The sequence below is a fragment of the Streptomyces sp. NPDC088732 genome, assembly GCF_044751205.1.
GTDB lineage: Bacteria > Actinomycetota > Actinomycetes > Streptomycetales > Streptomycetaceae > Actinacidiphila.
Genome location: NZ_JBIVLI010000015.1, coordinates 75,222 through 99,406, shown reverse-complemented (window position 1 = coordinate 99,406; position 24,185 = coordinate 75,222). Strand labels below are relative to the sequence as shown.

The 24,185-nt window shown below is 75.2% G+C and carries 17 protein-coding genes; 10 read left to right on the top strand and 7 right to left on the bottom strand.

The features are described 5' to 3' along the window. Positions 1 to 490: 490 nt before the first annotated feature. Both ACIP9H_RS24855 and ACIP9H_RS24850 read left to right on the top strand, forming a co-directional pair. Positions 491 to 1,708, top strand: a complete 1,218-nt coding sequence (locus ACIP9H_RS24855; protein WP_401960903.1) for an MFS transporter — start codon at positions 491 to 493, stop codon at positions 1,706 to 1,708. Positions 1,709 to 1,899: 191 nt separating this feature from the next. Beyond that, a complete protein-coding gene (locus ACIP9H_RS24850; RefSeq protein WP_401960900.1) occupies positions 1,900 to 2,109 on the top strand; it encodes a hypothetical protein in 210 nt (69 codons plus the stop codon). A gap of 444 nt (positions 2,110 to 2,553) precedes the next feature. On the opposite strand, the gene ACIP9H_RS24845 is transcribed toward ACIP9H_RS24850, so the two are convergent. From ACIP9H_RS24845 to ACIP9H_RS24835, 3 genes are read right to left on the bottom strand one after another with little or no spacing between them, the layout of a single operon-like run. Continuing rightward, positions 2,554 to 4,413, bottom strand: coding sequence for a glycoside hydrolase family 15 protein (locus tag ACIP9H_RS24845; RefSeq protein ID WP_401589824.1), 1,860 nt, complete (start codon positions 4,411 to 4,413; stop codon positions 2,554 to 2,556). A 57-nt stretch (positions 4,414 to 4,470) separates the two neighbouring features. Further along, positions 4,471 to 7,461 (bottom strand): tetratricopeptide repeat protein, encoded by a 2,991-nt coding sequence (locus ACIP9H_RS24840; protein WP_401960898.1) that lies wholly within the window; start codon positions 7,459 to 7,461, stop codon positions 4,471 to 4,473. Then, positions 7,458 to 9,308, bottom strand: a complete 1,851-nt coding sequence (locus ACIP9H_RS24835) for an HSP90 family protein (RefSeq protein ID WP_401960897.1) — start codon at positions 9,306 to 9,308, stop codon at positions 7,458 to 7,460. Before ACIP9H_RS24835 ends, ACIP9H_RS24840 begins: the two co-directional genes overlap by 4 nt. A gap of 282 nt (positions 9,309 to 9,590) precedes the next feature. Here ACIP9H_RS24835 and ACIP9H_RS24830 point away from each other — a divergent pair, with 282 nt between their 5' ends. The 3 genes from ACIP9H_RS24830 to ACIP9H_RS24820 all read left to right on the top strand — a co-directional run bounded on the left by ACIP9H_RS24830 (position 9,591) and on the right by ACIP9H_RS24820 (position 13,326). After that, on the top strand, positions 9,591 to 11,174 hold the full coding sequence (locus tag ACIP9H_RS24830; protein WP_401589831.1) for an alkaline phosphatase D family protein: 1,584 nt from the start codon (positions 9,591 to 9,593) through the stop codon (positions 11,172 to 11,174). A 150-nt stretch (positions 11,175 to 11,324) separates the two neighbouring features. Then, positions 11,325 to 11,858: a DUF1990 family protein gene (locus ACIP9H_RS24825; protein WP_401589834.1), complete on the top strand. Its 534-nt coding sequence runs from the start codon at positions 11,325 to 11,327 to the stop codon at positions 11,856 to 11,858. A 76-nt stretch (positions 11,859 to 11,934) separates the two neighbouring features. Next, positions 11,935 to 13,326 carry a GNAT family N-acetyltransferase gene (locus ACIP9H_RS24820; RefSeq protein WP_401589837.1) on the top strand — a complete coding sequence of 464 codons (1,392 nt, stop codon included), beginning with the start codon at positions 11,935 to 11,937 and terminating at the stop codon, positions 13,324 to 13,326. Here ACIP9H_RS24820 and ACIP9H_RS24815 read toward each other — a convergent pair. Next, positions 13,280 to 14,461, bottom strand: coding sequence for a trans-sulfuration enzyme family protein (locus ACIP9H_RS24815; RefSeq protein WP_401589840.1), 1,182 nt, complete (start codon positions 14,459 to 14,461; stop codon positions 13,280 to 13,282). The genes ACIP9H_RS24820 and ACIP9H_RS24815 overlap by 47 nt on opposite strands. Before the next feature lie 59 nt (positions 14,462 to 14,520). Here ACIP9H_RS24815 and ACIP9H_RS24810 point away from each other — a divergent pair, with 59 nt between their 5' ends. The 4 genes from ACIP9H_RS24810 to ACIP9H_RS24795 all read left to right on the top strand — a co-directional run bounded on the left by ACIP9H_RS24810 (position 14,521) and on the right by ACIP9H_RS24795 (position 18,642). After that, the gene (locus ACIP9H_RS24810; RefSeq protein WP_401589843.1) at positions 14,521 to 15,003 is read left to right on the top strand and encodes an Lrp/AsnC family transcriptional regulator; all 483 of its coding nucleotides are present in this window, start codon (positions 14,521 to 14,523) and stop codon (positions 15,001 to 15,003) included. A 49-nt stretch (positions 15,004 to 15,052) separates the two neighbouring features. Continuing rightward, on the top strand, positions 15,053 to 16,726 hold the full coding sequence (locus ACIP9H_RS24805) for a DUF885 domain-containing protein (protein WP_401589846.1): 1,674 nt from the start codon (positions 15,053 to 15,055) through the stop codon (positions 16,724 to 16,726). A 359-nt stretch (positions 16,727 to 17,085) separates the two neighbouring features. Beyond that, positions 17,086 to 17,616, top strand: coding sequence for a GNAT family N-acetyltransferase (locus tag ACIP9H_RS24800; RefSeq protein ID WP_360913800.1), 531 nt, complete (start codon positions 17,086 to 17,088; stop codon positions 17,614 to 17,616). A 216-nt stretch (positions 17,617 to 17,832) separates the two neighbouring features. Next, positions 17,833 to 18,642, top strand: coding sequence for an ATP-grasp domain-containing protein (locus tag ACIP9H_RS24795; RefSeq protein ID WP_401589849.1), 810 nt, complete (start codon positions 17,833 to 17,835; stop codon positions 18,640 to 18,642). A 337-nt stretch (positions 18,643 to 18,979) separates the two neighbouring features. Here the strand turns inward: ACIP9H_RS24795 and ACIP9H_RS24790 are convergent, their stop codons facing one another. After that, positions 18,980 to 19,489 carry a rhodanese-like domain-containing protein gene (locus ACIP9H_RS24790; RefSeq protein WP_401589851.1) on the bottom strand — a complete coding sequence of 170 codons (510 nt, stop codon included), beginning with the start codon at positions 19,487 to 19,489 and terminating at the stop codon, positions 18,980 to 18,982. Between the two features lie 94 nt (positions 19,490 to 19,583). On the opposite strand from ACIP9H_RS24790, the gene ACIP9H_RS24785 reads away from it, so the two are divergent. After that, positions 19,584 to 20,030: an Lrp/AsnC family transcriptional regulator gene (locus tag ACIP9H_RS24785; protein WP_401589854.1), complete on the top strand. Its 447-nt coding sequence runs from the start codon at positions 19,584 to 19,586 to the stop codon at positions 20,028 to 20,030. On the opposite strand, the gene ACIP9H_RS24780 is transcribed toward ACIP9H_RS24785, so the two are convergent. Continuing rightward, complete coding sequence (locus ACIP9H_RS24780) at positions 19,998 to 23,000, bottom strand: AAA family ATPase (RefSeq protein WP_401960889.1); 3,003 nt, start codon at positions 22,998 to 23,000, stop codon at positions 19,998 to 20,000. The two genes, ACIP9H_RS24785 and ACIP9H_RS24780, sit on opposite strands and share 33 nt — an antisense overlap. Beyond that, positions 23,000 to 24,160 carry an exonuclease SbcCD subunit D gene (locus ACIP9H_RS24775; RefSeq protein WP_401960886.1) on the bottom strand — a complete coding sequence of 387 codons (1,161 nt, stop codon included), beginning with the start codon at positions 24,158 to 24,160 and terminating at the stop codon, positions 23,000 to 23,002. The genes ACIP9H_RS24780 and ACIP9H_RS24775 overlap by 1 nt, the downstream gene beginning before the upstream one ends. Between the last annotated feature and the right edge of the window lie 25 nt (positions 24,161 to 24,185).

Sequence of the window (24,185 nt, the reverse complement as noted above, 5' to 3'; positions counted from 1 at the left end):
GCGGCCGGGCGTCACGCCCCGCGCCCGGCCCCGGGGGGGGGGCGGCCGGGGGGGGGCGCCGCGCGACGGTCGCGGCGGTGAAGAAGACCCCGACCGGGACGGGGGCCCCCGGTCGGGGCCGCTGGCCGGGCCGGCGCTCCGCGCGACGGCCCGTACTTGTTCGAACTACGGGCGGACCGCCGTAGTTCCCGCCGCGGTCCGTGCGGGCGGTGTGAGGTGCGGCACTCCCGCGCCGGCGCCCGGACCGGCCGGACGGCCCAGCCCCTCGCGCGGGTGAAGCGCGGCTGTCGGGCAGGCGGACGGCGGCTGTCGCGTGCGGGGTCCACGCGAATGTTCGGTCTCAATTGCGCAACGACAGGTTTGAGTTGCCGTCCCCCTCTTAACCGCACCCCTAGGTGCTTGATACACATGGTTGCGCGTTCCTGTCCGTCGACGGTCGCTCCTCCCCCACGCTTGTCGCCGAGTCCTCGGCCGTCCATCAGGAACGCCCATGTCTTCGCGGACCGCGCCCCCGCGCGCCCTGCTGCCGCTCGTCGCCCTCTTCTGCGTCGGCTACCTCGCCCCGTACCTGATGCCGACCGTCGTCGGACGGCTCACCACCGGGCTCGCCCTGAGCGGTTCGCAGGCCGGCGCCGTCGGCAGCGCGCTGCTGCTGGCCTCCGCCTGCGCCGGGTTCCTGCTGGCCTCGCGGGTCGACCGGATCGGCCGGGCACGGCTGGCCAGGCGCGGTCTGCTGCTCATCGCCGGCGGCTTCGCCATGGCCGCCGCCACGCACCACGTCGCCCTGGTGGTGGCCGGCTGCGTCGCCGGGGGCTTCGGGTCCGGTACGGCGACGGCGGTGGCCGCCGTGGGCATCGCCGGGCAGCGGGAACCGCACCGGGTCACCGTGCTCGGCCTGCTGGCCACCTCCGCGGTGGCCGGCGCGCTCTACCTCGTCCTGCCGGCGCTCGGCGGCGGCCACGCCCTGCCGCTGGCCGCCATCGGCGCAACGGCCCTGCTCGTCCTGCCGCTCACCCGGTGGCTGTCCGCCGCCCCCGTCACCGCGTCCCGGTCCGAGGCCGCCGGTCCGCTGCCGCACCGCCGCTCCGGCCTGGTGCTGGCGGCGTCGATGCTGTGCTGGTCGATGGCGCAGAACGCGCTGTGGGGCGTGAGCGGCCGCATCGGCCTGGACCGGGTCGGGCTGTCGGAGGCGGCGCTCGGCGTGGTCTTCGCGGTCGCCCTCGGCGGCGGGCTGCTCGGGGTCACCGCGGCGGGCGCGCTCGGCCCGCGCCTCGGTCGCGCGCTGCCGGTGGGCCTCGGCACCGCGCTGATCGCCGGCTGTGTGGCGGTCAGTTCCTCGGCGCACGACGCAACGGCCTTCGCCGCCGGCGAGATCCTGTGGAACACGTTCTATCCCGTGGTGCTCTCCTACGCGATCGGCCTGGCCGCCTCGCTGGACGGCCGCGGCCGGTGGGCGGTGTACGCCGGTTCCGCCTCGTCCCTCGGGGTCGCCTGCGGCCCGCTCACCGGTGCCGTGCTCGGCGCGGGCCTCGGCTTCCCCGCGATGGGCAGCGTGCTCGCCGGTGTGCTCCTGGCCGCCGCCGTGCCGCTCACCGCGGTCGCCCTCGGCTCCGCCACCGGCGGCCCCGGCCGCGTCGCGATCGCGGTCCGCCGCCGCAGGTCCGCCGCCGCCGTCGCCGCCCGCTCCGAGTTGGGCCGCGCCGCCTGACCGTCCGGGTCCGGACCGCACCCTCATCCCAGTGCGGATCGGCCTCGACGGCCGTGCTGGGCCGGCTCCGCCGCCAGTAGCCGCGGGCGCGTCGCGGTCGGAACGCCGCCGCCGCCAGGCCCGGACGACACCGGCCGAACCACGCCGTCAGCCCACAGCCGATCGGCCCGGCCGTCCGCAGCCGGTGGGCGGTGTACGCCGGTTCCGCCTCGCCCCTCGGGGTCGCCTGCGGCCCGCTCACCGGAGCCGTGCTCGGCGCGCGCCTCGGCTTCCCCGCCATGGTCGGCGTACTGGCCGCTGCACTCCTGGCAGCCGCCGGCAGCCCCCGCATCGCGGTCGCGGTCCGCCGCCGGAACGCCGCCGCCGTCGCCGCCCGCCCCGAACTCGGCCGAGCCGCCTGACCGCCTGGCCCGGACCGCACAGGCCGGGCAGCGCCGTCAGCCCAGCGCGAATCGGCCCGGCCGCCTCGCCCCTCGGGGTCGCCTGCGGCCCGCTCACCGATGCCGCGCTCGGCGCGCGCCTCGGCTTCCCCGCCATGGTCGGCGTACTGGCCGCCGCCCGCTCTCGGCTCCGCCACCGGTGGCCCCGGCCACGTGGCGGTCGCGGTCCGCCGCCGCAGAAACGCCACCGTCGCTGCCCGCTCCGAACTCGACAGCGCCGCCTGATCGGCCGCAGCAGGCGGGCGGTGCAGGCCAGCTCGCCGCGGTCGCGGTCCGCCGCCCCTGCCCGCTCGGAGCCGGCCGCACAGGCCGGGCCGCGCCGTCACGCCAGTACAGATCGGCCTGGCCGGTCGCGGACACGCCGACGCCGCCCCGCTCACCGGTACCGGCGCCCGGGCGCCGCCGTCAGCCCAGTGCCTTGTCGAGGTTGAAGGCCGCGCTGATCAGGGCGAGGTGGGTGAAGGCCTGCGGGAAGTTGCCGCGCTGTTCGCCGGTGCGGTCGATCTCCTCGGCGTACAGGCCCAGGTGGTTGGCGTAGGTGAGCATCTTCTCGAAGGCCAGGCGCGCGTCGTCGGCGCGGCCCGCCCGGGTGAGGGCCTCCACGTACCAGAACGAGCAGATGGAGAACGTGCCCTCCTCGCCGCGCAGTCCGTCCGGGCTCGCCATCGGGTCGTACCGGTAGACCAGGGAGTCCGACACGAGGTCCTTGCCGAGCGCGTCGAGGGTGGACAGCCACTTCGGGTCGGTCGGCGAGATGAACTTCGCGAGCGGCATCATCAGCACGGACGCGTCGAGCACGTCCTCGCCCTCGGCCTGCGTGAAGGCACCGCGCTCCTCCGACCAGCCCTCGCGCATGATCCGCCGGTAGATCGTGTCCCGGGCCCCGCACCATCGGGCGTGGTCGGCGGGCAGGCCCCGGTGGTTGGCCATGCGGATCGCCCGCTCGATCGCCACCCAGCACATCACGCGCGAGTAGAGGAAGTTCTTGCGGCCGCCGCGGGTCTCCCAGATGCCCTCGTCGGGCTGGTCCCAGTTGTCCACGACCCAGTCGACGAGGCCGCAGACGGTGTCCCAGTGGGCACTGGAGATCGGCGCTCCCCACTTGTCGTAGAGGTAGAGGGAGTCGATCAGCTCCCCGTAGATGTCCAGCTGGAGCTGGCCGACCGCGCTGTTGCCGATCCGGACCGGCGCCGAGCCCCGGTGGCCCTCCAGGTGCGGGAGTTCGCGTTCGGGCAGATCGGTGCGGCCGTCGATGCCGTACATGATCTGCAGCGGTCCGTCGCACGGCCCGCTGCCGTCGTCCCCGCAGGGCCCGAGGGCCACCCGCTCGGACAGGAAGCGCATGAAGGACTCGGCCTCGTCGGTGAACCCCAGCCGCAGCAGGGCGTAGACGCAGAACGCGGCGTCGCGGATCCACACGTAGCGGTAGTCCCAGTTGCGCTCGCCGCCGATGCGCTCGGGCAGGCTGGTGGTCGGCGCGGCCACGATGGCCCCGGTGGGCGCGTACGTGAGCAGTTTGAGCGTCAGCGCCGAGCGGTGGACCATCTCCCGCCACCGGCCCCGGTAGCGGGACTTGGACAGCCAGTGCCGCCAGTAGCGGACGGTGGCCTCGAACTCGCCCTCGGCCTCGGTCAGCGGGCAGCCGCGCAGTTCGACACCCTCGCCGATCTGGTCCAGCGCGAAGACCGCGGTCTCGCCCTCGGCGAGCTTGAACTGCGCCCACACGTCGGTGCCGTCGGTCTCCATCGGCACCCCCGAGGTCAGCGAGAGTGTCTGGACCGAGGATTCGAAGATCGCCTGCACCCCGTGGATGTGCGTGGTGTGCGGCACCGTGCCGTACACGAAGCGCGGGGAGACCCGCACCCGGAACGGCAGCAGTCCGCGCACGCAGACCACCCGGCGGATCAGCCGGTGGCGGCCCTCGTCGTGGGAGTCGTCCACGACCGGCATGAAGTCCTGGACCTCGCCCATGCCCTCCTCGGCGAAGAAGCGGGTGATGAGGACGTTGGTGTCCGGGAAGTAGAACTGCTTGGTCAGCGCCGGTACGTCGGCGGCCAGCTCGAAGCTCCCGCCGCGGTCGGCGTCGAGGATCGACGCGAAGATGCTGGGTGCGTCGAACCGGCCGCAGCAGTACCAGTCGATGGTGCCGTCGGTGCCGACCAGGGCGGCGCTGCGCAGGTCGCCGATGAGTCCGTGGGCGGCGATCGGCAGGTACCGGTCGCCGCCCGCGAGCGCGGACGGGGATGCGGGGGCTTCTGCTGTCACGGTGGCCTCCTCGGTCGCCGGGCGAACCGGATGTAGCGACAAAAGCCACCATTCAGACTAGTCCCCCTGGGCGTCCCCGCTCTCGCCGTGCACTGCGGCCTCTGCGTCCCCGGCGTCCCCCGCACGGCCCGCGTCCTCGGCGTACTCGATCAGCGCGTTCGCCTCGGCGACGCGCCGCTCGGCGATCGCGCCCTCCCGGCCCGCGTAGCCGGCCAGCACCTCACGGGCCCGGGCCACCGCGCGTCCCGGCAGCCCGAGGTCGGCCTCCAGCCAGGCCGCCATGAGCTGGGCGGCGCTGCGGTCGTCGCCCGGCCCGAAGGTCTCGGCGGCACGCTCGGCGAAGGCCACGCCCTCCTCGTACGCCGCGCGCGCCGAGCCGTCGTCCTCCGCGTCGCCCGGCTCGTGGGCGCAGGCACGGACGACCAGCTCGCCGCTCTGCCGGTAGGTACCGGCCAGCTCCGTGCGCAGGTGGTGCGCCTCGGCCAGGTCACCGGCGGCCGTCGCGGCCTCCAGTGCCGCCTCGCCCTCGGCGGCGGCGCGCTGCATGAGGCGTCGGCCCTCCGCGACACCGCCCTGACCGTCGCCCAGGGTGATCCAGGCCCGCGCCCGCAGCGTCCTGACCACCTGCGCCGGGCGCTCCAGGCCGCGCCACAGCTCCTCGGCGCGGGCGTAGGCGCGGACGGCCTCGCCGGCCAGGCCGGCCCGTTCCAGGCAGTCGGCGGCGAGATGGGCGAGGACGGCGTGGTCCCGCTGCTCGTCCCAGCCCTTGGCGATCTCCGCGGCGAGCAGGAACTGCTCCGCGGCCGCGCGGGGCTCGTCCAGGTCCTGAAGGCACTCGCCCAGCCACCAGCGGGCCTGGACGACCCGGCCCTGGTGGTGCGCGGCCTCCAGGTCCGGCAGCGCGGTCTCCAGGACGGTGGCCGCCTCGGCGGTCCGGCCCTGCCGCAGCTGCGCGCCGCCCAGGACGAGCCGCGCCCAGGCGCCCAGTCCCTCGGCCTCGCCCGCCTCGTCGGCCCAGTGCGCGCCCTCCAGGGCGTGCCCGGCCGCCTCGTCGTTCCGGTCGCCGGCAGCGAGCGCCGAGGCCAGGACGGTGTGCAGGTGGGCGCGCTGCACCGGTTCGAAGTAGGCATCGCCGTGGTCGAGCGCGGCGCGGGCCGACGTCTCGGCGGTGGCATTGTCGTCGCACTGGAGGGAGAGGTCGGCGAGCAGCGCTTCCGCCTCGGCCGCGTACCAGGGCAGCCCGGCGTCGTGACGGACGGCGGCGGCCCGTGCGAACAGCGCGGCGGCGGTCGTCACGTCGCCGCGCGAGGCGGTCAGGCGGGCCTGGAGGACGAGGGCGTCCGCGAGCCGGGAGGCCATGCGCTCCGCGTCGCGGTGCTCCTCGGCGAACGCGACGAGCCGGGCGACCTCCTCCTCGGCCTCCGGTCCGGGATCCCGCAGCCGGACGCGGGCCAGCAGCGCCCCGCTGAGCTGGCGCGGCGTCGCCCGGCCCGCGGCGTGCAGTGCGCGCAGGGCGTCGCAGGCGGCGTCGAGGGCCGCCAGGGCTTCGTCCGCGGGGTCTGCGGGGTCCGTGGGATCCCCGAGCGCGGTCGCGCAGGCGGCCCGGGCACGGCAGGCGGCGGCCTCGCCCGGATCGCCCGCGGCCTCGAAGAGCTCCGCCGCGGTCTCGAAGTACGGCACGGCCGTGCCGGGGTCCTGGAAGGCGTCGATGCCCGCGTGGTCGGCGATCTCCGCACGGGCGCGGGCGTCGAGTTCCGTCCCGGTCCGCTCGGCGGCACCCGCCAGCGCGGCCCATGCGGCGCCCGCCCCGGGGTGCTGGATCCCGGTCAGCCGGCGCGCCTCCGCGAGCAGCGCGGGCACGTCGGCGGGGGCGGCCGCCGCGGACTCGGGGGCCGCCGCGGCGGTCCGCGGCCGCTCGGGCGTCGTCAGGCGCTGCGCCCGGACGCCGAGCGGGAGCCGGCCCACCAGCGGGCGTCGGCCGAGCCGCTCGCGCACGCGGCGGCCGACGGCGTCGTTGCCGTTGCGGGCGTCGAAGCGCGCGGCGAGCGCACCCGCCTCCCGCTCGGCGTGGGCGAGCATCTCGCCGGCGGTCCAGGAGGACCCGGCCGGGCCCGGGACGGCACGGCCGGCGTGGCCGAGGTCGACGAGGCGGCGCATGAGAAGCGCGGTGGCCACATGGAAGTCCAGGTGGGTGTCCGGGTCGCCTTCGTCGGTGAAGTACGCGGGGTGCTCGGCGAGGATCTCCAGGCCGCGGGCCTCGTTGCCGGTGAGCGCGCAGAACTCGACGTGGCTGCTGACCGCGCCGCGCATGCTCTCCATGGACCGCGCCATGCGGTAGCCGCGCAGGTGGTGGGCGCGTGCCTCGTCGAGCCGGCCGAGCCGGACCAGGGGCAGCAGCGAGGAGGCCAGCACATGGTGCGGTTCGTGCGCGCAGGTGTAGGTGCCCTGGAGCACGGGTTCCCAGGTGGCCAGCGCCTGCGCGTCCTGGCCGAGGTCGGCCTGCCAGGTGCCCTGGCCGTGCAGCTCGCAGGCGTGGCAGTCGGCCATGATGTCGCGGTCGGCGGCGAGCCAGGCGGCGAAGGCGGCCTCCGCGCGGCCGGTGTCGCCGAGGTGCCGCGCGATGCGGAAGTCGCCCTGCCGCACGGCGCGTTCGGAGTGCCCGGCCAGCCGGTAGCGGTGCTCCATCTCGCTCTGCCACTTCTCGATGGAGGCGAGCGGGACGTCGGGCTGGTCGAGCATCACGCCGGCGACCCATTTGAATATCCAGTGCAGTTGACTGGTGGTGGAGCTGTCGAAGTCGGCCGGCTGCGCGTCCCACATGCGCAGCAACCGGGCGAAGGGCACGAAGAACTTGGTCCGCTCGCTGCTGTACGTGTAGGCGCTCGCGAGGTTGAAGAGGGCGTCGAGCAGCAGCGGGGTGTCGCCGGTGGCCTCGGCCTCGGCGACGAGGCGCTCGGCGCCGGCGTTGCGGGCCCGTCCCTCGGGCTCGTCGCGGTTGTGGGCCAGAGCGCGGTGCACGGCCGCGACCGCGGGGTCCTGGGTGCTCATCGGCCGTCCTCCTGTTCGCCGTCGACGGCATGGGGCTTGGGGTCGGAGCCGGGGTCGTCCCCGGTGCGGGCGGCCCATTGGAGCAGGCCGAGGAAGGCGCGGTTGAGCAGCGCGGAGTCGGCGGGGCGCAGCGGGCGCTGGGCCATCAGCAGCGCCTGTCCGTACAGCGCCTCGGCGGCGGTGGCGGCGAGTTCGGCGTCGCCGAAGCCGCTGATGCGCCGGACCAGCGGGTTGAGGTGGTTGAGCACGAGCCGGGCGCGGGGCGCGCCGCCGCGCAGGGCGCCGAGGATGCCGGCCCACAGTTCGCCGGCCTGCTCCTCCTCCTCGGCGCGGGCGCGTTCGTGCCGCGCGGACCGGTCGTCCAGGTGCAGGGCGGGGACGGTGACGGGGTGGAAGGCGCGCAGGCTCACGTCGCAGCCCAGGGCGTCGAGGCGGGCCCGGGCGGCGGCCAGGAAGCCGGACAGGGCCAGTTCCTCGGCCGGGTCGACGGCGTCGAGGTGGGCGGTGACGGTGTCGGCGTCGAGTTCGGCGACGGGGGTGCCGGGCCGGACCGCGGGCAGCAGTTCCACCAGGTCGGCGTCGTAGGTGTAGCCGCCGTTGACGACGCCGATGCCCTGGGCCGCGGCAATCGGCGCGACCTGCCGGAACTCCTCGACGGTGCGGGTGAAGTGCACGACGGGGTGGCGGCGGGCGAACTCCTCCAGCGACAGCTGCCCGTCGGTGGTCTCGAACGGCAGCCACGGCAGCATCGTGCGCAGCATGTCCGTGTCGTACCGGACCAGGGACTTGACGCCCAGATGGTGCACGGACAGGAACTGGGCAAGCCGCTCGGGCTCCCCCGCGGCCAGGCCGGTCAGCCAGGCCCGGACGCGTTCGCCCAGTGCCTCGCGGACGGCGGCCAGGGTCTCGTCGGCGTACAGGCTCTCGCGGGAGGCGGTCGGCCGCAGGCTGTCGGTGTCGACGACGCACCGGACGAAGAACGCCCAGTCGGGCAGGAGGTCGTCGGCCCGCTCGGTGAGCAGCATGCCCTTCAGGTGCACGCGGTGCCCGGCGCGCTGGGCAGGGCTGACGGCGGCGGGCAGCACGTAGCCCACTCCCCGTACCCCGGCGAGCGGGACGTCGAGGTCGATGACGTCCAGCGGGCTGAAGCCGAAACGCTCGTGGCAGTAGCGGGCGAGCGCCACGCGCCGCGCGGCCGGGCCGGGGTGCGGGCGCTCCCACACCGGCGGCCGTTCGGTCACCGGCGTGCCGCCGACCCGCACGTCGTACGGCAGCAGCGAGCCGAAGTCCTTGGCGAGCGCGGTCACGCGCTCCTCGGTGAGCCATTCGCCGCTGCCGGGCCGGGCGGTGAGGTGCACGGTGGTGCCGGGCTCGGGGCGGGCCTCGTCGGGCAGGGTGCGGACGGTGTACGAACCGTCGTCGCGGGCCGTCCACTCCACGGGCGGCGCGTCCGGCACACGGGCGGAGCGGCTGACGACCCGGATCCGGTCGGCGACCACGAAGCAGGCGAGCAGGCCGATGCCGAACTGGCCGAGGAACTCGGCGCGGGCGGACTCCAGTCCGTCGCGCTTGGAGCTGCGGCCGATGGTGGCCAGCAGGTTGTGCACATCGGCCTCGGTCAGGCCGATGCCGGTGTCCTCCACGCGCAGCCGCTCCCCGTCGGCGAACAGCTCCACGCGCGCAGGTGCCCCGGGCTGCTCGGCACGGCGCGCGGTGATGGCGTCGACGCCGTTCTGGAGCAGTTCGCGCAGGTAGACCTTGGGGCTGGAGTAGAGGTGGTGGGAGAGGAGGTCCACCAGGCCGCGCAGGTCGACCTGGAAGGTGTGCGGTGTCTCGTCTGCAGTCATGGTGTCTGCGCCGGCAAGGCCCCGGAGGGGGCGGCGCGGGTAGGGCGATCTGGTGATCGCGGCCGCCGAATGCCGCACATCGTATGGCGGCGCGGCCCGGCGTGACCAGCGGTTTCCGCGGGCGCGGGCGGTGCGCGGGGCTCGCGGTGGCGTCGCGGGCCGCCACGCCCGGCAAGGTACCGGCCGGTTGTTCACCGGTCGTTGGGGCCGACGGCACACGGCACGAGTAGGAACGGTCGCGGACACTCGACGGCCCACTTTTTGCGGACTTTGGAGGTCACGATGGCGAACGGAACAGGAAGCGGCGTCGGGCGGCGCGCAGTGCTGCGGGGCGGGCTCGCCGCTTCGGGGGCGCTGCTGGTCCCGGCGGCGGCCGCTCCCGCGCTGGCCCTGTCGGGGCGGCCGACGGCGACGTCCGGCGTGCAGAGCGGTGACGTGACGGCGACGGGCGGCCTGGTGTGGGTGCGCTCGGACCGCCCGGCGCGGATGATCGTGGAGACCTCCGCGACGGGGTCGTTCCGCAACGCGCGCCGCTGGACCGGCCCGCTGGTCGGCCCGGACACCGACTTCACCGGTGCGACCCGGCTGCACGGCCTGCCGTCGGGCGAGCAGATCCACTACCGGGTGCTGCTGTCCGACCCGCACGACCCGCGCCGCACCGGCGAGCCGGTCTCCGGCACCTTCCGGACCACACCCCGGAGCCGGCGGGCAGGGGTGCGTTTCGTGTGGTCCGGCGACCTGGCCGGGCAGGGCTGGGGCATCAACCCCGACATCGGCGGCTACCGCATCTTCGACGCGATGGGGTGCCTGGACCCCGACTTCTTCCTGTGCAGCGGCGACAACATCTACGCCGACGGGCCGATCGCCGCGACCCAGGCGCTGCCCGACGGCACCGCCTACCGGAACATCACCACCGTGGAGAAGTCCAAGGTCGCCGAGACGCTGGCCGAGTTCCGCGGCAACTTCCGCTACAACCTGCTGGACGGGAACCTCCGGGGGTTCAACGCCCAGGTGCCCTCGATCATCCAGTGGGACGACCACGAGGTGCGCAACAACTGGTACCCGGGCGAGGTCGTCGGGGCCTCGGACCCGCGCTACACCGAGAAGAGCGTGGACGTCCTCGCGACCCGCGCCCGCCGCGCGTTCAGCGAGTACTTCCCCGTCTCCACGCTGCGCCCGGGCTCCGGCGGCCGGGTCCACCGCGTGCTGCGGCACGGCCCGCTGCTGGACGTCTTCGTGCTCGACATGCGCACCTACCGCAACGCCAACTCCCCCGACGACCAGACCCGCGACCCGCAGGGCATCCTGGGCCGCGAGCAACTGGAGTGGCTCAAGGGCGAGCTGTCGCGGTCCCGCGCGGTGTGGAAGGTCATCGCCGCCGACATGCCGATCGGCCTGGTCGTGCCGGACAGCACCGAGGGGCTGCCGAACATCGAGGCCGTGGCGCAGGGCGACCCGGGCGCGCCGCTGGGGCGCGAGCTGCAGATCGCCGAGCTGCTGCGCTTCGTCAAGCACCGCCGGATCACCGGCACGGTGTGGCTGACCGCCGACGTCCACCACACCTCGGCGCAGCACTACCAGCCCTCGCGTGCCGCTTTCGCCGACTTCGAGCCGTTCTGGGAGTTCGTCTCCGGCCCGCTCAACGCGGGCGCCTTCCCGGCGAGCGCGCTGGACGGCACGTTCGGCCCGGAGCGGGTCTTCGTGAAGGCCCCGACCGCCGCGAACGTCTCGCCGGCCGAGGGCTACCAGTTCTTCGGCCAGGTCGACATCGACGGCCACTCCGGGGACCTGACGGTCCGTCTGCGGGAGCAGGACGGCAGCGTCCTGTTCACCAAGGTGCTCCGGCCGGGCCTGGTCGGGCAGTAGCCGGGCCGGGCGGCGAGGAGCGTCCCGGCGGCGGCCGTACGGTCCGCCGCCGGGACCGCGGCGCCCACTGCACGGGCGTACGCAAATCCCCCGGGCAGGAGGACGAATTCACGTCCCGCCGGGGCCGCACGACCACGTCCTGCGGTAGACATGCAGGTCGTGACCGACGAACTGACCTACGACCACCCGGGCGTCACCAGGGACCCCGGCGCGGCGACCCCGCCCGGGTTCCACCGGTTGCGGGAGCGCACATGGCTCGGCGAGGGTCCGGAGGTCATGGCGGCCGCCACCCGCGCCCTGTTCGGCTGGCGGATGCACCGCGCGGCGGGCCTGCGGGTGCCCGCGGGCACCCCGGACGCCGCGCCGGGGGTGCGGGCGCCGCTGCGCTTCGGCCCCTTGAGCGCTCCGTGCCGGGTGGTGTGGGCCGAACGGGGCCCGGAGCGGGCCGGGTTCGCGTACGGGACGCTCGCCGGACACCCCGAGCGCGGCGAGGAGTCGTTCGTCGTCGGCCGGGAGGCGGACGGCTCCGTGTGGCTTGATGTGACGGCCGTCAGTGGACCCGGCGCGTGGTACGTGCGTCTACTGGGCCCCTTGGGGCGCGTCACTCAGCGTGTCCTCGCCCGCCGGTACGGACGTTGCCTGCGCCGATTGTCGCAGGACGAAACTATTGAAAAGGGGAGTTAATCGACATGGAACACCCTTTACCCGTCGGTCACAGCGCGTTCGCGATCGCGCAACACGTGTTCGGCATGGTGTTTGCATGCCAGATTTGACGTACGCCACGACCAACTCCCGTCGGCTTCGCCACCATTGGCATCGCGGCACCGTCGGGCTCGCCGTGCTCCTCGTCGCGGTCGCGACGGCCGACCTCATCGCCGGACTCGCCGGACTCACCCGGCACGCAGCCGGCGGCGCCGTTCTGCTGGACACCCCGGCCGCCGCCCTGATCGCCACGGCCGGCCTCCACACGTGGCGGGCACGGCGCCGCGGCCACTCACCCCCACCGGCCGGCGGCACCGCCGCCACCGGGACGGCGGAGCCGGGGGAAAGCTCCGCCGCCGACCCCGCCCGGGATCCCGACCCCGCCCGCAGCGCCGGGACGGCCCTGTGGCGGATGCGCACCACCGTGCGCGACAGGCCCGGCAGCCTCGCCGCCGTGGCCACGGCACTGGCCGCCCGGGACGTGGACATCCTCACCCTCCAGACGCACCCGCTGACCGACGGGACCGTCGACGAGTTCCTGCTGCGCGCCCCCGCGGAACTGCCCGCCGGGGAACTGACCCGCACCGCGGACACCGCCGGCGGCCGCGACACCTGGATCGAGCGCGCCGACGCCCACGACCTCGTCGACACCCCGACCCGGATGCTGACCCTCGCCACCCGCACCGCGATGGACGCCGCCGAACTTCCGTTGTCCCTGCGCCAGTTGCTCGGCCGCTGCACCATCAGGTCCACCCCGTCCGGCCGGCCCGGCGGCGACATCGCCGAGGACGCGCTGGAGGAGACCGTCATGCGGCTGCGCGACCCCGCCGGAGGGACGATCACCGTGGAACGCGCCTGCCTGCCCTTCACCCCGACCGAGTTCGCCCGCGCCCGCGCGCTGGTCGAACTGGACGACCGGCTGGGTGCCCGGGTCCCCGGGCACCGGGCCGTCCTGACCCTGCCCGAGGGCAACGAGATCACCGTCCGCCGGGCCGGCCCCGAGGACCTCGCGGCCGCCCGGGACCTGCACCGGCGCTGCTCACCGGCCACGCTGGCGCACCGCTACCACGGTCCGGTCGCCGACGTGGACCGCTACCTCACCCACCTGCTCGGCCCGCGGTTCGGCCGGACCCTCGCCGTGGAGACGGTCTCCGGCCGCGTCGTCGCCCTCGCCCACCTGCTGTGGGACGGCGACGAGACCGAGGTCGCGCTGCTCGTCGAGGACGCCTGGCAGCGCCGCGGCATCGGGCTGGAACTGCTGCGCCGGCTGGTCGCGCAGGCCGTCGAGGCCGGGTGCGAGAGCGTGTACGCGGTGACCCGGTCGACCAACACCGGGATGATCGCGGCGATGCGCCGTCTGGACCTGCCGCTGGACTACCAGGTCGAGGACGGCACCCTGGTCATCACCGCGACGCTGTCACCGGCCGAGGCGAGCGCTCCGCTGCGCTGAGCGCCCGGTCCAGGTCGTCCCACAGGTCCTCGGCGTCCTCCAGCCCGACCGACAGCCGCAGCAGCCGGTCGCTGACGCCGGCACCGTGCCGGTCGTCCTCGTCCACGATGCGGTGGCTGATCGAGGCCGGGTGCTGGATCAGGGTGTCGACGGCGCCGAGGCTGACCGCCGGGGTGATCAACCGGACCCCCGCGATCACCTCGTGCGGGTCACCGGTCACCTCGAAGGCCACCATGGCGCCGCCGATCCGCGGGTAGTGCACTCGCGCCACCCGCGGGTCCGCGGCCAGCCGCGCCACCAGCGCGGCCGCCGTGGCCGACGCGGCCCGTACCCGGACCGGCAGCGTCGACAGCCCGCGCAGCAGCAGGTACCCGGCGAGCGGGTGGAGCACGCCGCCGGTCGCGAAGCGCACCTTGCGGAGCACGCGGGCGAACTCCTCGTCGCAGGCGACGACCCCGCCCAGGACGTCGCCGTGGCCACCGAGGTACTTGGTGGCGCTGTGCAGCACGATCCGGGCACCGCTCTCCAGCGGGCGCTGCAGGACGGGGGTGGCGAAGGTGTTGTCGACGAGCAGCGGCACCGTGCCGCAGGAGTGGGCGACCGCCCGCAGGTCGACCTCGGCCAGGGTCGGGTTGGCCGGGGTCTCCACGATCACCAGGCCGGTGTCGGGCCGGACGGCGTCGGCGATGCCGGCGGGGTCGGTCCAGGTGACCTCGGTGCCCAGCAGCCCGCCCGTCAGCAGGTGGTCGCTGCACCCGTACAGCGGGCGCACGGCCACCACGTGGCGCAGGCCCATGGCGGCCCGGGCCAGCAGGGTGGCGGTCAGCGCCGCCATGCCGCTGGCGAAGGCGACACCGGCCTCGGCGCCCTCCAGCCGGGCCAGCGCCGTCTCAAAGCGGGCGACCGTCGGGTTGTCGAGACGCGAGTAGACGGGCGGCCCCTGAAGGGCGGCGCCCGTGGCGGCGAAGTCGTCCAGCCGGGCGGCCTCGGCGCGGCTGTCCCGGGAGGGGTAGGTGGTGGACAGGTCCAGAGGGACGGCGTGCAGGCCGAGATCGGTGAGGTCCTCGCGGCCCGCGTGCACGGCCTCGGTGGCGAGGGCACGGGAACGGGATGAGTGCGCGGCTGTCGTGTCCATGGCCCGATGCTGAACAGCTGCCGCCCCGTAGTGGTGATGGCCCGTGTAAATTTCGGCCGGTGTCCGATTCTGTGCTTCTGGATCCGGTCGACCTCGAGATCCTGCGTCTCCTGCAGAACGATGCCCGGACGACCTACCGGGACCTCGCCGCCGCCTGCGGGGTCGCGCCGTCCACCTGTCTCGACCGGGTCAACCGGCTGCGACGCACCGGGGTGATCCTCGGCCACGAGCTGCGCGTCGACCCCGCCCGGCTCGGACGGCCCCTGGAGGCGCTGCTGTCGGTCCAGGTCCGGCCGCACCGCCGGGAGCTGATCGGCCCGTTCGTGGACCGGGTGCGGGCACTGCCCGAGTCGCGCGCGCTCTTCCACCTCACCGGCCCGGACGACTACCTCGTGCACGTCGCCGTCGCGAGCACCGGTGATCTTCAGCGCCTGGTCGTCGACGAGTTCACCTCCCGGCCCGAAGTGGCCCGCGTGGAGACCCGGTTGATCTTCCAGCACTGGGACTGCGGACCACTGCTCCCGCCCGCGTCAGCAATATGATCCGCAATGGTGATGACGCGGCCCGGCGCTCCGTACCAGGATGTTGCCCATGTCCGACACCACCAGCAGCGCACTGCCCCGCGCGGTAGCCGACGCCTACGTCGACGCAGCCACCGAACTCGACCCCATCACCGCCACGTACCTGGGCGTCCGGACCGGGCAGGACCGGCTCCCCGACTTCTCACCGGCAGGTCTGGAGGCCCAGGCGGACCTCGCCCGGCGCACCCTGGCCGCCCTCGACTCCGCCGAGGTGCCGGACGACGACGAGCGCCGCTGCGCACGTCTGCTGCGCGAACGGCTCACCGCCGAACTCGCCGTCCACGAGGCGGGCGAGGGCCTGCGCGCCGTCAGCAACCTGCACTCCCCCGTGCACGCCGTCCGCAACGTCTTCACGCTGATGCCCACGCAGACCGACGAGGACTGGGCCGCCGTCGCCGCCCGCCTGCGCGCGGTGCCGGAGGCCCTGGCGGGCTACCAGGCCTCCTTGGAGGCGGGCCTGGAACTCAAGCTGCCGGCGGGCCCGCGGCAGGTCGCCACCGTCGTCGTGCAGCTCGGCGAGTGGCTGGACGACGAGGCGGGCAGCTGGTTCACCCAGTTCGTCAAGGACGGCCCGCAGGCGCTGCGCACCGACCTGGACGCGGGCGCCGCCATGGCGACCGGTGCCGTGGCCGCGCTGCGCGACTGGCTGCGCGACTCCTACGCCGCGTCGGTCGAGGGCACCTCCGACGCGGTCGGCCGGGAGCGCTACGCCACCTGGGCGCGCTACTGGACCGGCTCCGACCTCGACCTGGACGAGGCATACGCCTGGGGCTGGGAGGAGTTCCGCCGTATCGAGGCGGAGATGCGCGACGAGGCCGAGAAGGTCCTGCCCGGGTCCACCCCGATGGAGGCGCTCGCCCACCTCGACGAGCACGGCGAGGCGATCGAGGGCGTCGACGCGGTGCGCGACTGGCTCCAGGCCCTCATGGACGAGGCCATGAACGCGCTTGACGGCACGCACTTCGACCTCGCCGAGCCGGTCAGGCACGTCGAGTCCCGCATCGCCCCGCCCGGCAGCGCCGCCGCCCCGTACTACACGGCGCCCTCGCTCGACTTCTCCCGGCCGGGCCGCACCTGGCTGCCGACGCTGGGCCGCGAGCGCTTCCCGGTCTGGGACCTGGTCAGCACCTGGTACCACGAGGGCGTCCCCGGCCACCACCTCCAGCTCGCCCAGTGGGCCTACGTCGCCGACCGGCTCTCCCGCTACCAGGCCACCATCGGCCAGGTCAGCGCCAACGCCGAGGGCTGGGCCCTGTACGCCGAGCGCCTGATGGACGAACTCGGCTTCCTCACCGACCCGGGCCGGCGCCTCGGCTACCTCAACGCCCAGATGCTGCGCGCCACCCGTGTGATCCTCGACATCGGCATGCACCTGGAACTGCGCATCCCGGACGACAGCCCGTACCGGCCCGGCGAGACGTGGACCCCGGAGCTGGGCCGCGACTTCTTCGGTGCGTACAACGGGCTCAGCGCCGCCATGCTCGACAGCGAGATCATCCGCTACCTCGGCATGCCCGGCCAGGCCATCGGCTACAAGCTCGGCGAGCGCTCCTGGCTCGCGGGCCGGGAGGCCGCCCGCGCCGCCCACGGCGACGCCTTCGACGCCAAGGCCTGGCACATGGCCGCCCTGTCCCAGGGCTCCCTGGGCCTGGACGACCTCGTCGACGAGCTGTCCCGGCTCTGACCGTGCCCGTCCGGCGGCGGTCCGCACCGCCGCCGGACGGCGGGACGCGGGCGGTGTGGCGCGTTCCGTCGAGTGACTGTCCGGTAACGCCCTGTTGACGAGGCACGGGGCGGATAGGCTGCACCTATGGGGGTGTTGCTCGACTTCTGTACGGGTCCACCGGTCCGTCCGTGCCGTGACGCGACCGGGGTGGCACGGACGGACATCGCCCGGGTGCCCGGGGTCCGCGGGACCGGCCGGCCGCCCGGCCGGCGCGGGCGCCACGAGCCTTCCCGCTCGTGCGCCCCCGGTCCCCACCGCCCACGCCGCCCGCGCCGCCTCAGCGGCACCCCCGGTCCCCGAAGGAACGGTGCCACCCGATGATCCCGCACGCCTGCCACGACGAGGGCCGCCTGGTGCTCACCCACGGCCGGATCGTCCTGCGCGAACAGCTCCCCCCGGAGGCGGCCCGGCTCGCCGACGGCAAACCGGCCGGGCTGTCGTGGATCGACGGCGGGCCCGGCGAGGGCACCGTCCTCGCCGCGGGAATGATCACGATCGCGGCCGCGGCCGGGGTGTACGCGCCGGGATGGGGGCTGTTCGTGATCCAGCGGTCGGAGGACGGCCTCGCCCTCGGCGGCATAGGCTTCCACGGCCCGCCCTCCGTCGACGACCGGGTCGTCGAGATCGGCTACGACCTCTCGGAGTCGGCACGCGGCGCCGGCTGGGCCACCGACGCCGTCCGCGTCCTCTCGCACTGGGCGCTGACCCGCGCCGAGGTGCGCACGGTGCTCGCCACGACCGACCCGGCGAACCGGCTCTCGCAACGGGTCCTGGAACGCGCCGGGTTCGGGCGGGTCGCGGACCGCGACGCACAACGAGCCTACGAACTGCGGCTGCGCGCCGCCTGAGAAGTCGGCACGCGGCGCCGACCGGGCCACCGACGCCGTCCGCGTCCCCTCGCACCGGGCACTCACCCGCGCCGACGCGCGCACGGTGCTCGCCACGACCGACCCGGCGAACCGGCTCTCGCAACGGGTCCTGGAACGCGCCGGGTTCGGGCGCGTCGCCTGACCGGCAGCTAAATCCGTGTCGCCCGGCGGTGCGCCGGGGCATCATCGACCCTCGTGAACACCTCGGCCCGCACCCTCTTCCTCTCGCCGCGCACCACAGCCACCGGCCGCGCGCTGGCGACCGCCGCGCACCGGCGCGGCATTCCCGCGCACACCCTGCGGGAGTGGCGCGTGCCGGCCGAGCTGTCGACCGCGCCCGGCCCGTCCCTGTACGCCGGGCCGCTGTTCGCCGACGCGGTCGCGGGCGACCAGGGACTGTCGCTGGCCCTGCTGGAGGCGGACGCCGACTGGCTGGCCCGCCTACCCCTGGAGCTGACGCAACGTCATATCGAGTTCACCACCCTGGCGGAGGCCCGCGGACTGCGGCGGCCGGCCTTCGTCAAGCCGCCCAACGACAAGAGCTTCCCGGCCCGCGTGTACCGGGACGGCAGCGGACTGCCGGGGCCGGACGCGGTGGACGACGACGCGCCGGTGCTGGTCAGCGACATCGTCGCCTTTGACGTGGAGTACCGGCTCTTCCTGTGCGACGGGCAGGTGCTGACGGGCAGCCGGTACGCGACGGGCGGCGAGCTGGACGTGGCACCGCTGGACGCCGACCCCGCGCGGGGCGGAGTCCTGGACTTCGCCGCGCGGCTGTTCGCACCCGGGGTGCCCGCACTGCCCTCCGCCGTCGTGGTCGACGTCGGTCGTGTTGCCGGGAACTGGGCCGTGGTCGAGGCCAACGCGGCCTGGGCGAGCGGGCACTACGCCTGCGACGAAGATGCCGTGCTCGACGTGGTGCTGCGCGCCGCGGCCCCGGCGCAGGGGCCCGGGATGGCGGGCGACGCCCGCTTCCGACGGCCCGTCGCCACCGTCGTGCGCTGAACACCGGGCCGTCGGCCCGGGGGTACCGGCCCCTCCCGCGTACCCGGCGCGGTAAGTGCAGGCCCCGCCCTGTTCGCCGCGGGGTCGGTGCCGCGCCGGGGTACTCCCCCTCCCGGCCGGTTGGGGGGGGCCAGATAGGCACGTGCGATGACCCCGGACCACCTCTTCCGTAGGCCCGTCGCCTCCGTTGTCCGCTGAACGTCTGGCCGTCGGCCCGGACGTACCGGCCAGGCTCGACGGCGAGGCCCGGCACCGCCACCCAGCCGGGCGGCGGGCCGGGACAGCCCCGCATCTCGCACGGCGTGTTCATGGCCCCCGGTGAGGCTCGCGCCGAGCGTCAGCAGCCGCAGTCGCCGGCCGCGACGGGAGCCGCGAGCGGGTCGGCGGGCTGCCGTTCGCTGCCCGCGGCCGTCTCGTAGGCGAGGCCCTCGCGGATCCAGTACTCCATGCCGCCGAGCATCTCCTTGACCCGGTAGCCGAGCCCGGCCAGTGCGAGGGCGGCGCGCGTGGCGCCGTTGCAGCCGGGGCCCCAGCAGTGGACGACGACGGGGACGGCGGGGTCGAGGAGGGCGGGCGCCTCGTGCGGGATCCGCGCGGTCGGCAGGTGGACCGCGCCGGGGATGTGCCCCTGCTCCCAGGCCTCGGCGGAGCGGGAGTCGACCAGCACGAAGCCGGGGTCGCCGCCGGCGGCCAGCGCGCCGGCGACATCGGCGACATCGGTGTGGAAGGCCAGGCTCGCCGCGAAGTGGGCCGCGGCGTCGGCGGGCGCGGCGGGCGGCACCCGCAGCACGGGGTTGTCGGTGGTGGTGCCGGCGGCGGGCACGGAAGGCGCGGAGGTCGATGTCATGAGCAGGAATCTACGGTCGGCGGCCGGCACCCGGAAGGCACGTTCCCCGGCCTCACGGTTGCCCGGCCGGGGAATCCCCTGCTAGACACGGCCCATGACCGTGGAATCCCTTGACGCCACCGATTGGCGCATTCTGGACGCGCTCCAGCACGACGGCCGGGCCAGCTACGCCGAACTCGCGCGGGCGGTCGCGATGTCCGCCAGCGCCGTGACCGAGCGCGTGCGCCGACTGGAGGAGGCCGGGGTGATCACCGGGTACTCCGCGGTGGTCGACCTCGACCGGATCGGCCGCCCGATCCTCGCGTTCGTCCGGCTGCGCTATCCGCACGGCAACTACAAGCCGTTCCACGACCTGCTGGCCTCGACGCCCGAGATCCTGGAGGCGCACCACGTCACGGGCGACGACTGCTTCATCCTGAAGGTCACCGCCCGTTCGATGCGTCACCTGGAGGAGATCACCGGCCGTGTCTCCGGGCTCGGTTCGGTGACGACGAACGTCGTCTACTCCTCACCGCTCGCCCGCCGCGCGGTGGCGCAGTGATGAACCGCGCTGCCCCTTGACGACCTGGAGCTGCGCCGGGATGCGCTGCCGCAGGTCCGCGACATGGCTGACGATGCCGACCGCGCGGTCCCGCTCGCGCAGCCCGTCGAGCACGTCCAGGACCTCGTCGAGGGTCTGCTCGTCGAGGCTGCCGAACCCCTCGTCGATGAAGAGGGTGTCCAGCCGGGCCCCGCCCGCCTCGTCGGTCACCACATCGGCGAGGCCGAGGGCCAGGGCGAGGGAGGCGAAGAAGGTCTCGCCGCCGGACAGGGTGGCGGTGTCGCGTTCGGTGCCCGTCCAGGAGTCCACGGCCATCAGGCCGAGGCCCGACTTGACGCCGCGTGAGGCGCGGGCGTCAGTGTGCACGAGGGTGTACCGGCCGGAGGACATCCGCTGCAGGCGCACGCTCGCGGCGGCCGCCACCTGTTCGAGGCGGGCCGCCAGCACATAGGTCTCCAGCTCCATCCGCAGCGTGTTCTCGCCCGCCCCGGTCGCCAGGTCGGCCAGGCGGCGCAGCCGCGCGTACTCGGCGCGGGCGGGCGCCAGTTCACGGGTACGGGACAGCGCCTCGGCGCCGAGGCGGCCGAGGGCGTCGCAGGTCGTACGGGCCGCGTCCTGACGGGCCGCGGCACCGCGCAGCCCGCCGGTGGCGTCCTCGACGGCGCGCCGGGCGCCCTCGGGGTCGGCGGGCGGCAGGGCGGCCGCCTCCGCGACGTCCAGCGCGGTGAGTTCCGCGGTGACGGCCGTCTCCTCACGGCGGCGCTCCTCCACGCGCTGCCGCAGCCGCTGCACCTCGGCCGGGTGCAGGAGCGCCGCGGCGGCGGCCTCGGGGGTGTCGAACCCGGCCCGGTAGGCGGCGTCGGCGAGGCCCGCGTCGGCCTCCTTGAGCGCGCGGGCGGTCTCCTGCTCGGCACGGGCGGCCCCGGCCGCGGCGGCGATCCGTTCGGCCTGCGCCGCGAGAGCGGCACGGCGTTCGGCGACGGTGGCGCATTCGCCCCGGGCCCGCTCCAGTTGTCCGGTCAGCGCCGCGTGCTCCTGGTCCAGCACCTCGCGGCGGGAGACGACGGAGGCGACCCGGCTCTCGGCCTCGTGCCGCAGCCGGGTACGCCGGGTGTGCTCCGCGACGGCCCGGTCGAGGGCCTGCCGGGCCTCGGGCAGCGTCGCGGCCTCGGCGGACGCCTCGCGGAAGGCGCGCTCCAGTTCCGCGTGGGAGGCCGCGAGTTCGGCCTCGGGCGTCCGTCCCGCCTCGGCGACGGCAGCGTCGCGGGCCGCCGTGACGCGCGCAACGTGCGCCTGGGCGTTCTCGCGGGCGGCGGCGGCGTCCTGGTGGGCGGCCTGGGCGGCCTCCTCCTCGGCCCGGCCGACCTGCCGGTCCGAGGGCGTGGCCGGGTGCGGGTGCTCGGTCGCCCCGCAGACCAGGCAGCCCTGGCCGTCGCGGAGCCGGGTGGCGAGTTCGGCGGCGATGCCGTTGATCCGGGCCTCGCGGACGTCCTGCCAGTGGTCGCGGGCATCGGCGGCGGTGTCCCGGGCGGCCCGGAGCCGTTCCTCGGCGTCCCGCAACTCCCGCTCCCGCAGGTCGCGTTCACGGGCGGCCGCGAGCTTGCGGCGGGAGGACTCCAGGGTGCCCGCGAGCTCTGCGGCACGGGTGGTGGCGGACTGGGCCGTGTCGATCCGCCGCTCGTGGCCGGGACGGGCCCCCTCCCACTCCTCCAGCCAGGCGCCGGTGTCGGCGATCAACTGCTCGTCGGCATCCGTCTCGCGCTCCAGCCGGGCGCGCTCGGCGGCGAGTTCGGCCGCACGGTGCTCGGCGCGGACGGCCTCGGCCAGGCTCCCCAACTCCTCGCGCAGGCCGTTCCCGTACGCGGTGAGCTGCTCGGCACCGGCACCTGCGAGCGCCCCGGGGAGGGCCGCGCGGGCGGCGCGCTCCTCCTCGGCGGCGCGCCGGTGCCGGGCGGCGGCGCGGTCCCGCAGTTCCAGCGCGGGACCGACGCCTTCGGCCCGCCGCGCCGTCTCCAGGAGCGCCTCCTCGCGGTCCCGGAGTTCGCTCTGCCCGGCCAGTACGCCGGCGCGGCGGGACGCCGCGGCGTGCCGCCGCTGGAGGGCGTGGAGTTCCTGCACGGCCTCGGCAGCGCGCTGGGCCCGCGCGTGCCGCGTCTCGGCCGCGGTGGTGGCGAGGTCGGCGACGGCGGCCCGCTCGTGGGCCGCCGCCCGCAGGACCGCCGCCCACTGAAGGACGTGCGGGGCGAAATCCGGATGCCCCGCGTCGGCGCCCTCGGGCAGCCATGCCTCCAGGCGTTCCGAACCCTCGCCGGCGGCCTGCTGCATCCCGTGGGCGAGCCGCAGCAGCTCGTCGTCGCCCGCCCGCACCCGCGCATGGGCGGCGTTGCGCCGGGCCTTGAGCCATTCCTCGGCCGCCTTGAAGCGCCGGGTGTCGAAGAGCTTCCCGAGCAGCGCGGCGCGGTCGGTGGCGGTGGCCCGCAGGAAGGTCGCGAACTCGCCCTGCGGCAGCAGCACGACCTGGCAGAACTGCTCGCGGCTCATGCCGATCAGCCGCAGCAGTTCCTCCCCCGCCTCCTGGTGCGACTTGCTGAGTGCGCGCCACTGCCCAGCCGACTGCTCGCGCAGCAGCGTGACCGCCTTCTCCATGGTGAAACCGCTGCCGCGCTTCTTCGGGCGCGGCTGCTCGGGGCGGCGGGTGATCTCCAGCCGCCGGCCGCCGACGGTGAGGTCCAGCACGACCTCCGTCGGCGTGTCGGGACCGGCGTGGTCGCTGCGCAGGCGGTTACCGGGCCGGCTGCCCGGGACCCCTCCGTACAGGGCGTAGCAGACGCCGTCCAGCACGGAGGTCTTGCCGGCGCCGGTCGCGCCGTGCAGCAGGAACAGCCCCGCCGAGGACAGCTCGTCGAAATCGACGGTGTGGCTGCCGGCGAAGGGGCCGAAGGCGGTGAGGGTCAGGCGGTGCAGGCGCATCAGTCGGTCTCCGCGCGGGCGGCGTCGGTGCGGACCGCGTCCAGGGCGTCGCGCAGGACGGCCCGTTCCGCGGTGTCGGGGGCGGTGCCGCGCACATGGGCCACGAAGTCCTCGGCGATCTGGCGGTCGCTGCGGCCGCGCAGTCGCTCGGCGTACGAGGCGAGCGGGTCCTCGTCCGCGCGCTCGGGCTCGAAGGCGAGCGCGAGCGCGTGCGGGAAACGCTCGCGCAGCCGGGCCATGGCGTCGTGCGGACGGAACGCGTCGGTCAGGGTGATCTCCACCCAGGCGTCCTCGTGGCGTGCGAGGGCGGGGTCGTCGAGCAGGTCGTCGATGCGGCCGCGGATCCGGGCGAGCCGCCGGGGCATCGGGCAGTCGACCCGCTCCGCGGCCACGGAGCCGTCGGGGCCGAGGTCCACCAGCCACATGCTCTTGCGGTGGTCGGCCTCGGAGAAGGAGTACGCCAGCGGGGAGCCGGAGTAGCGCACCCGCTCGGTGATCGTCTGCGCACCGTGGAGGTGGCCGAGGGCGACGTAGTCGACGCCGTCGAAGACCCCGGCGGGCACGGCGGCGACACCGCCGACGGTGATGTCGCGCTCGCTGTCGCTGGGCGCACCGCCCGCGACGAAGGCGTGCGCCAGGACCACGGAGCGGGTGCCGGTCGGGCGCCCGGCGAGATCGGCGCGCACGCGCGCCATGGCGGCCGACAGCACCTCGGTGTGCCCGGCGCGCTCGACGGCGAACTCCTCGCGCACCAGGGCGGGTTCGAGGTAAGGCAGCCCGTAGAGCGCGACCGGTCCGTGCGCGTCGGCGAGGACGACGGGGGTGGCGCACCCGGCCGGGTCGGTGCGCAGGTGGATGCCCGCGCGGTCGATGAGTCCGGAGGCGACGCCGAGCCGGCGGCCCGAGTCGTGGTTGCCGGAGATCATCACCGTCGGCACCCCGAGGCCGGCGAGCCGGTGCAGGGTGCGGTCGAAGAGCTCGACGGCGGGCAGCGACGGCAGCGCCCGGTCGTACACGTCGCCCGCGACGAGGACGGCGTCGACGCCCTCCGCGCGCACGGTGGCCACGAGGTGGTCGACGAAAGCCGCCTGGGCGTCCAGCAGTCCGACCCGGTGGAACGACCGCCCCAGGTGCCAGTCGGAGGTGTGCAGCAGCCTCATCGCGGCTCTCCCGCCCGCATGTCCC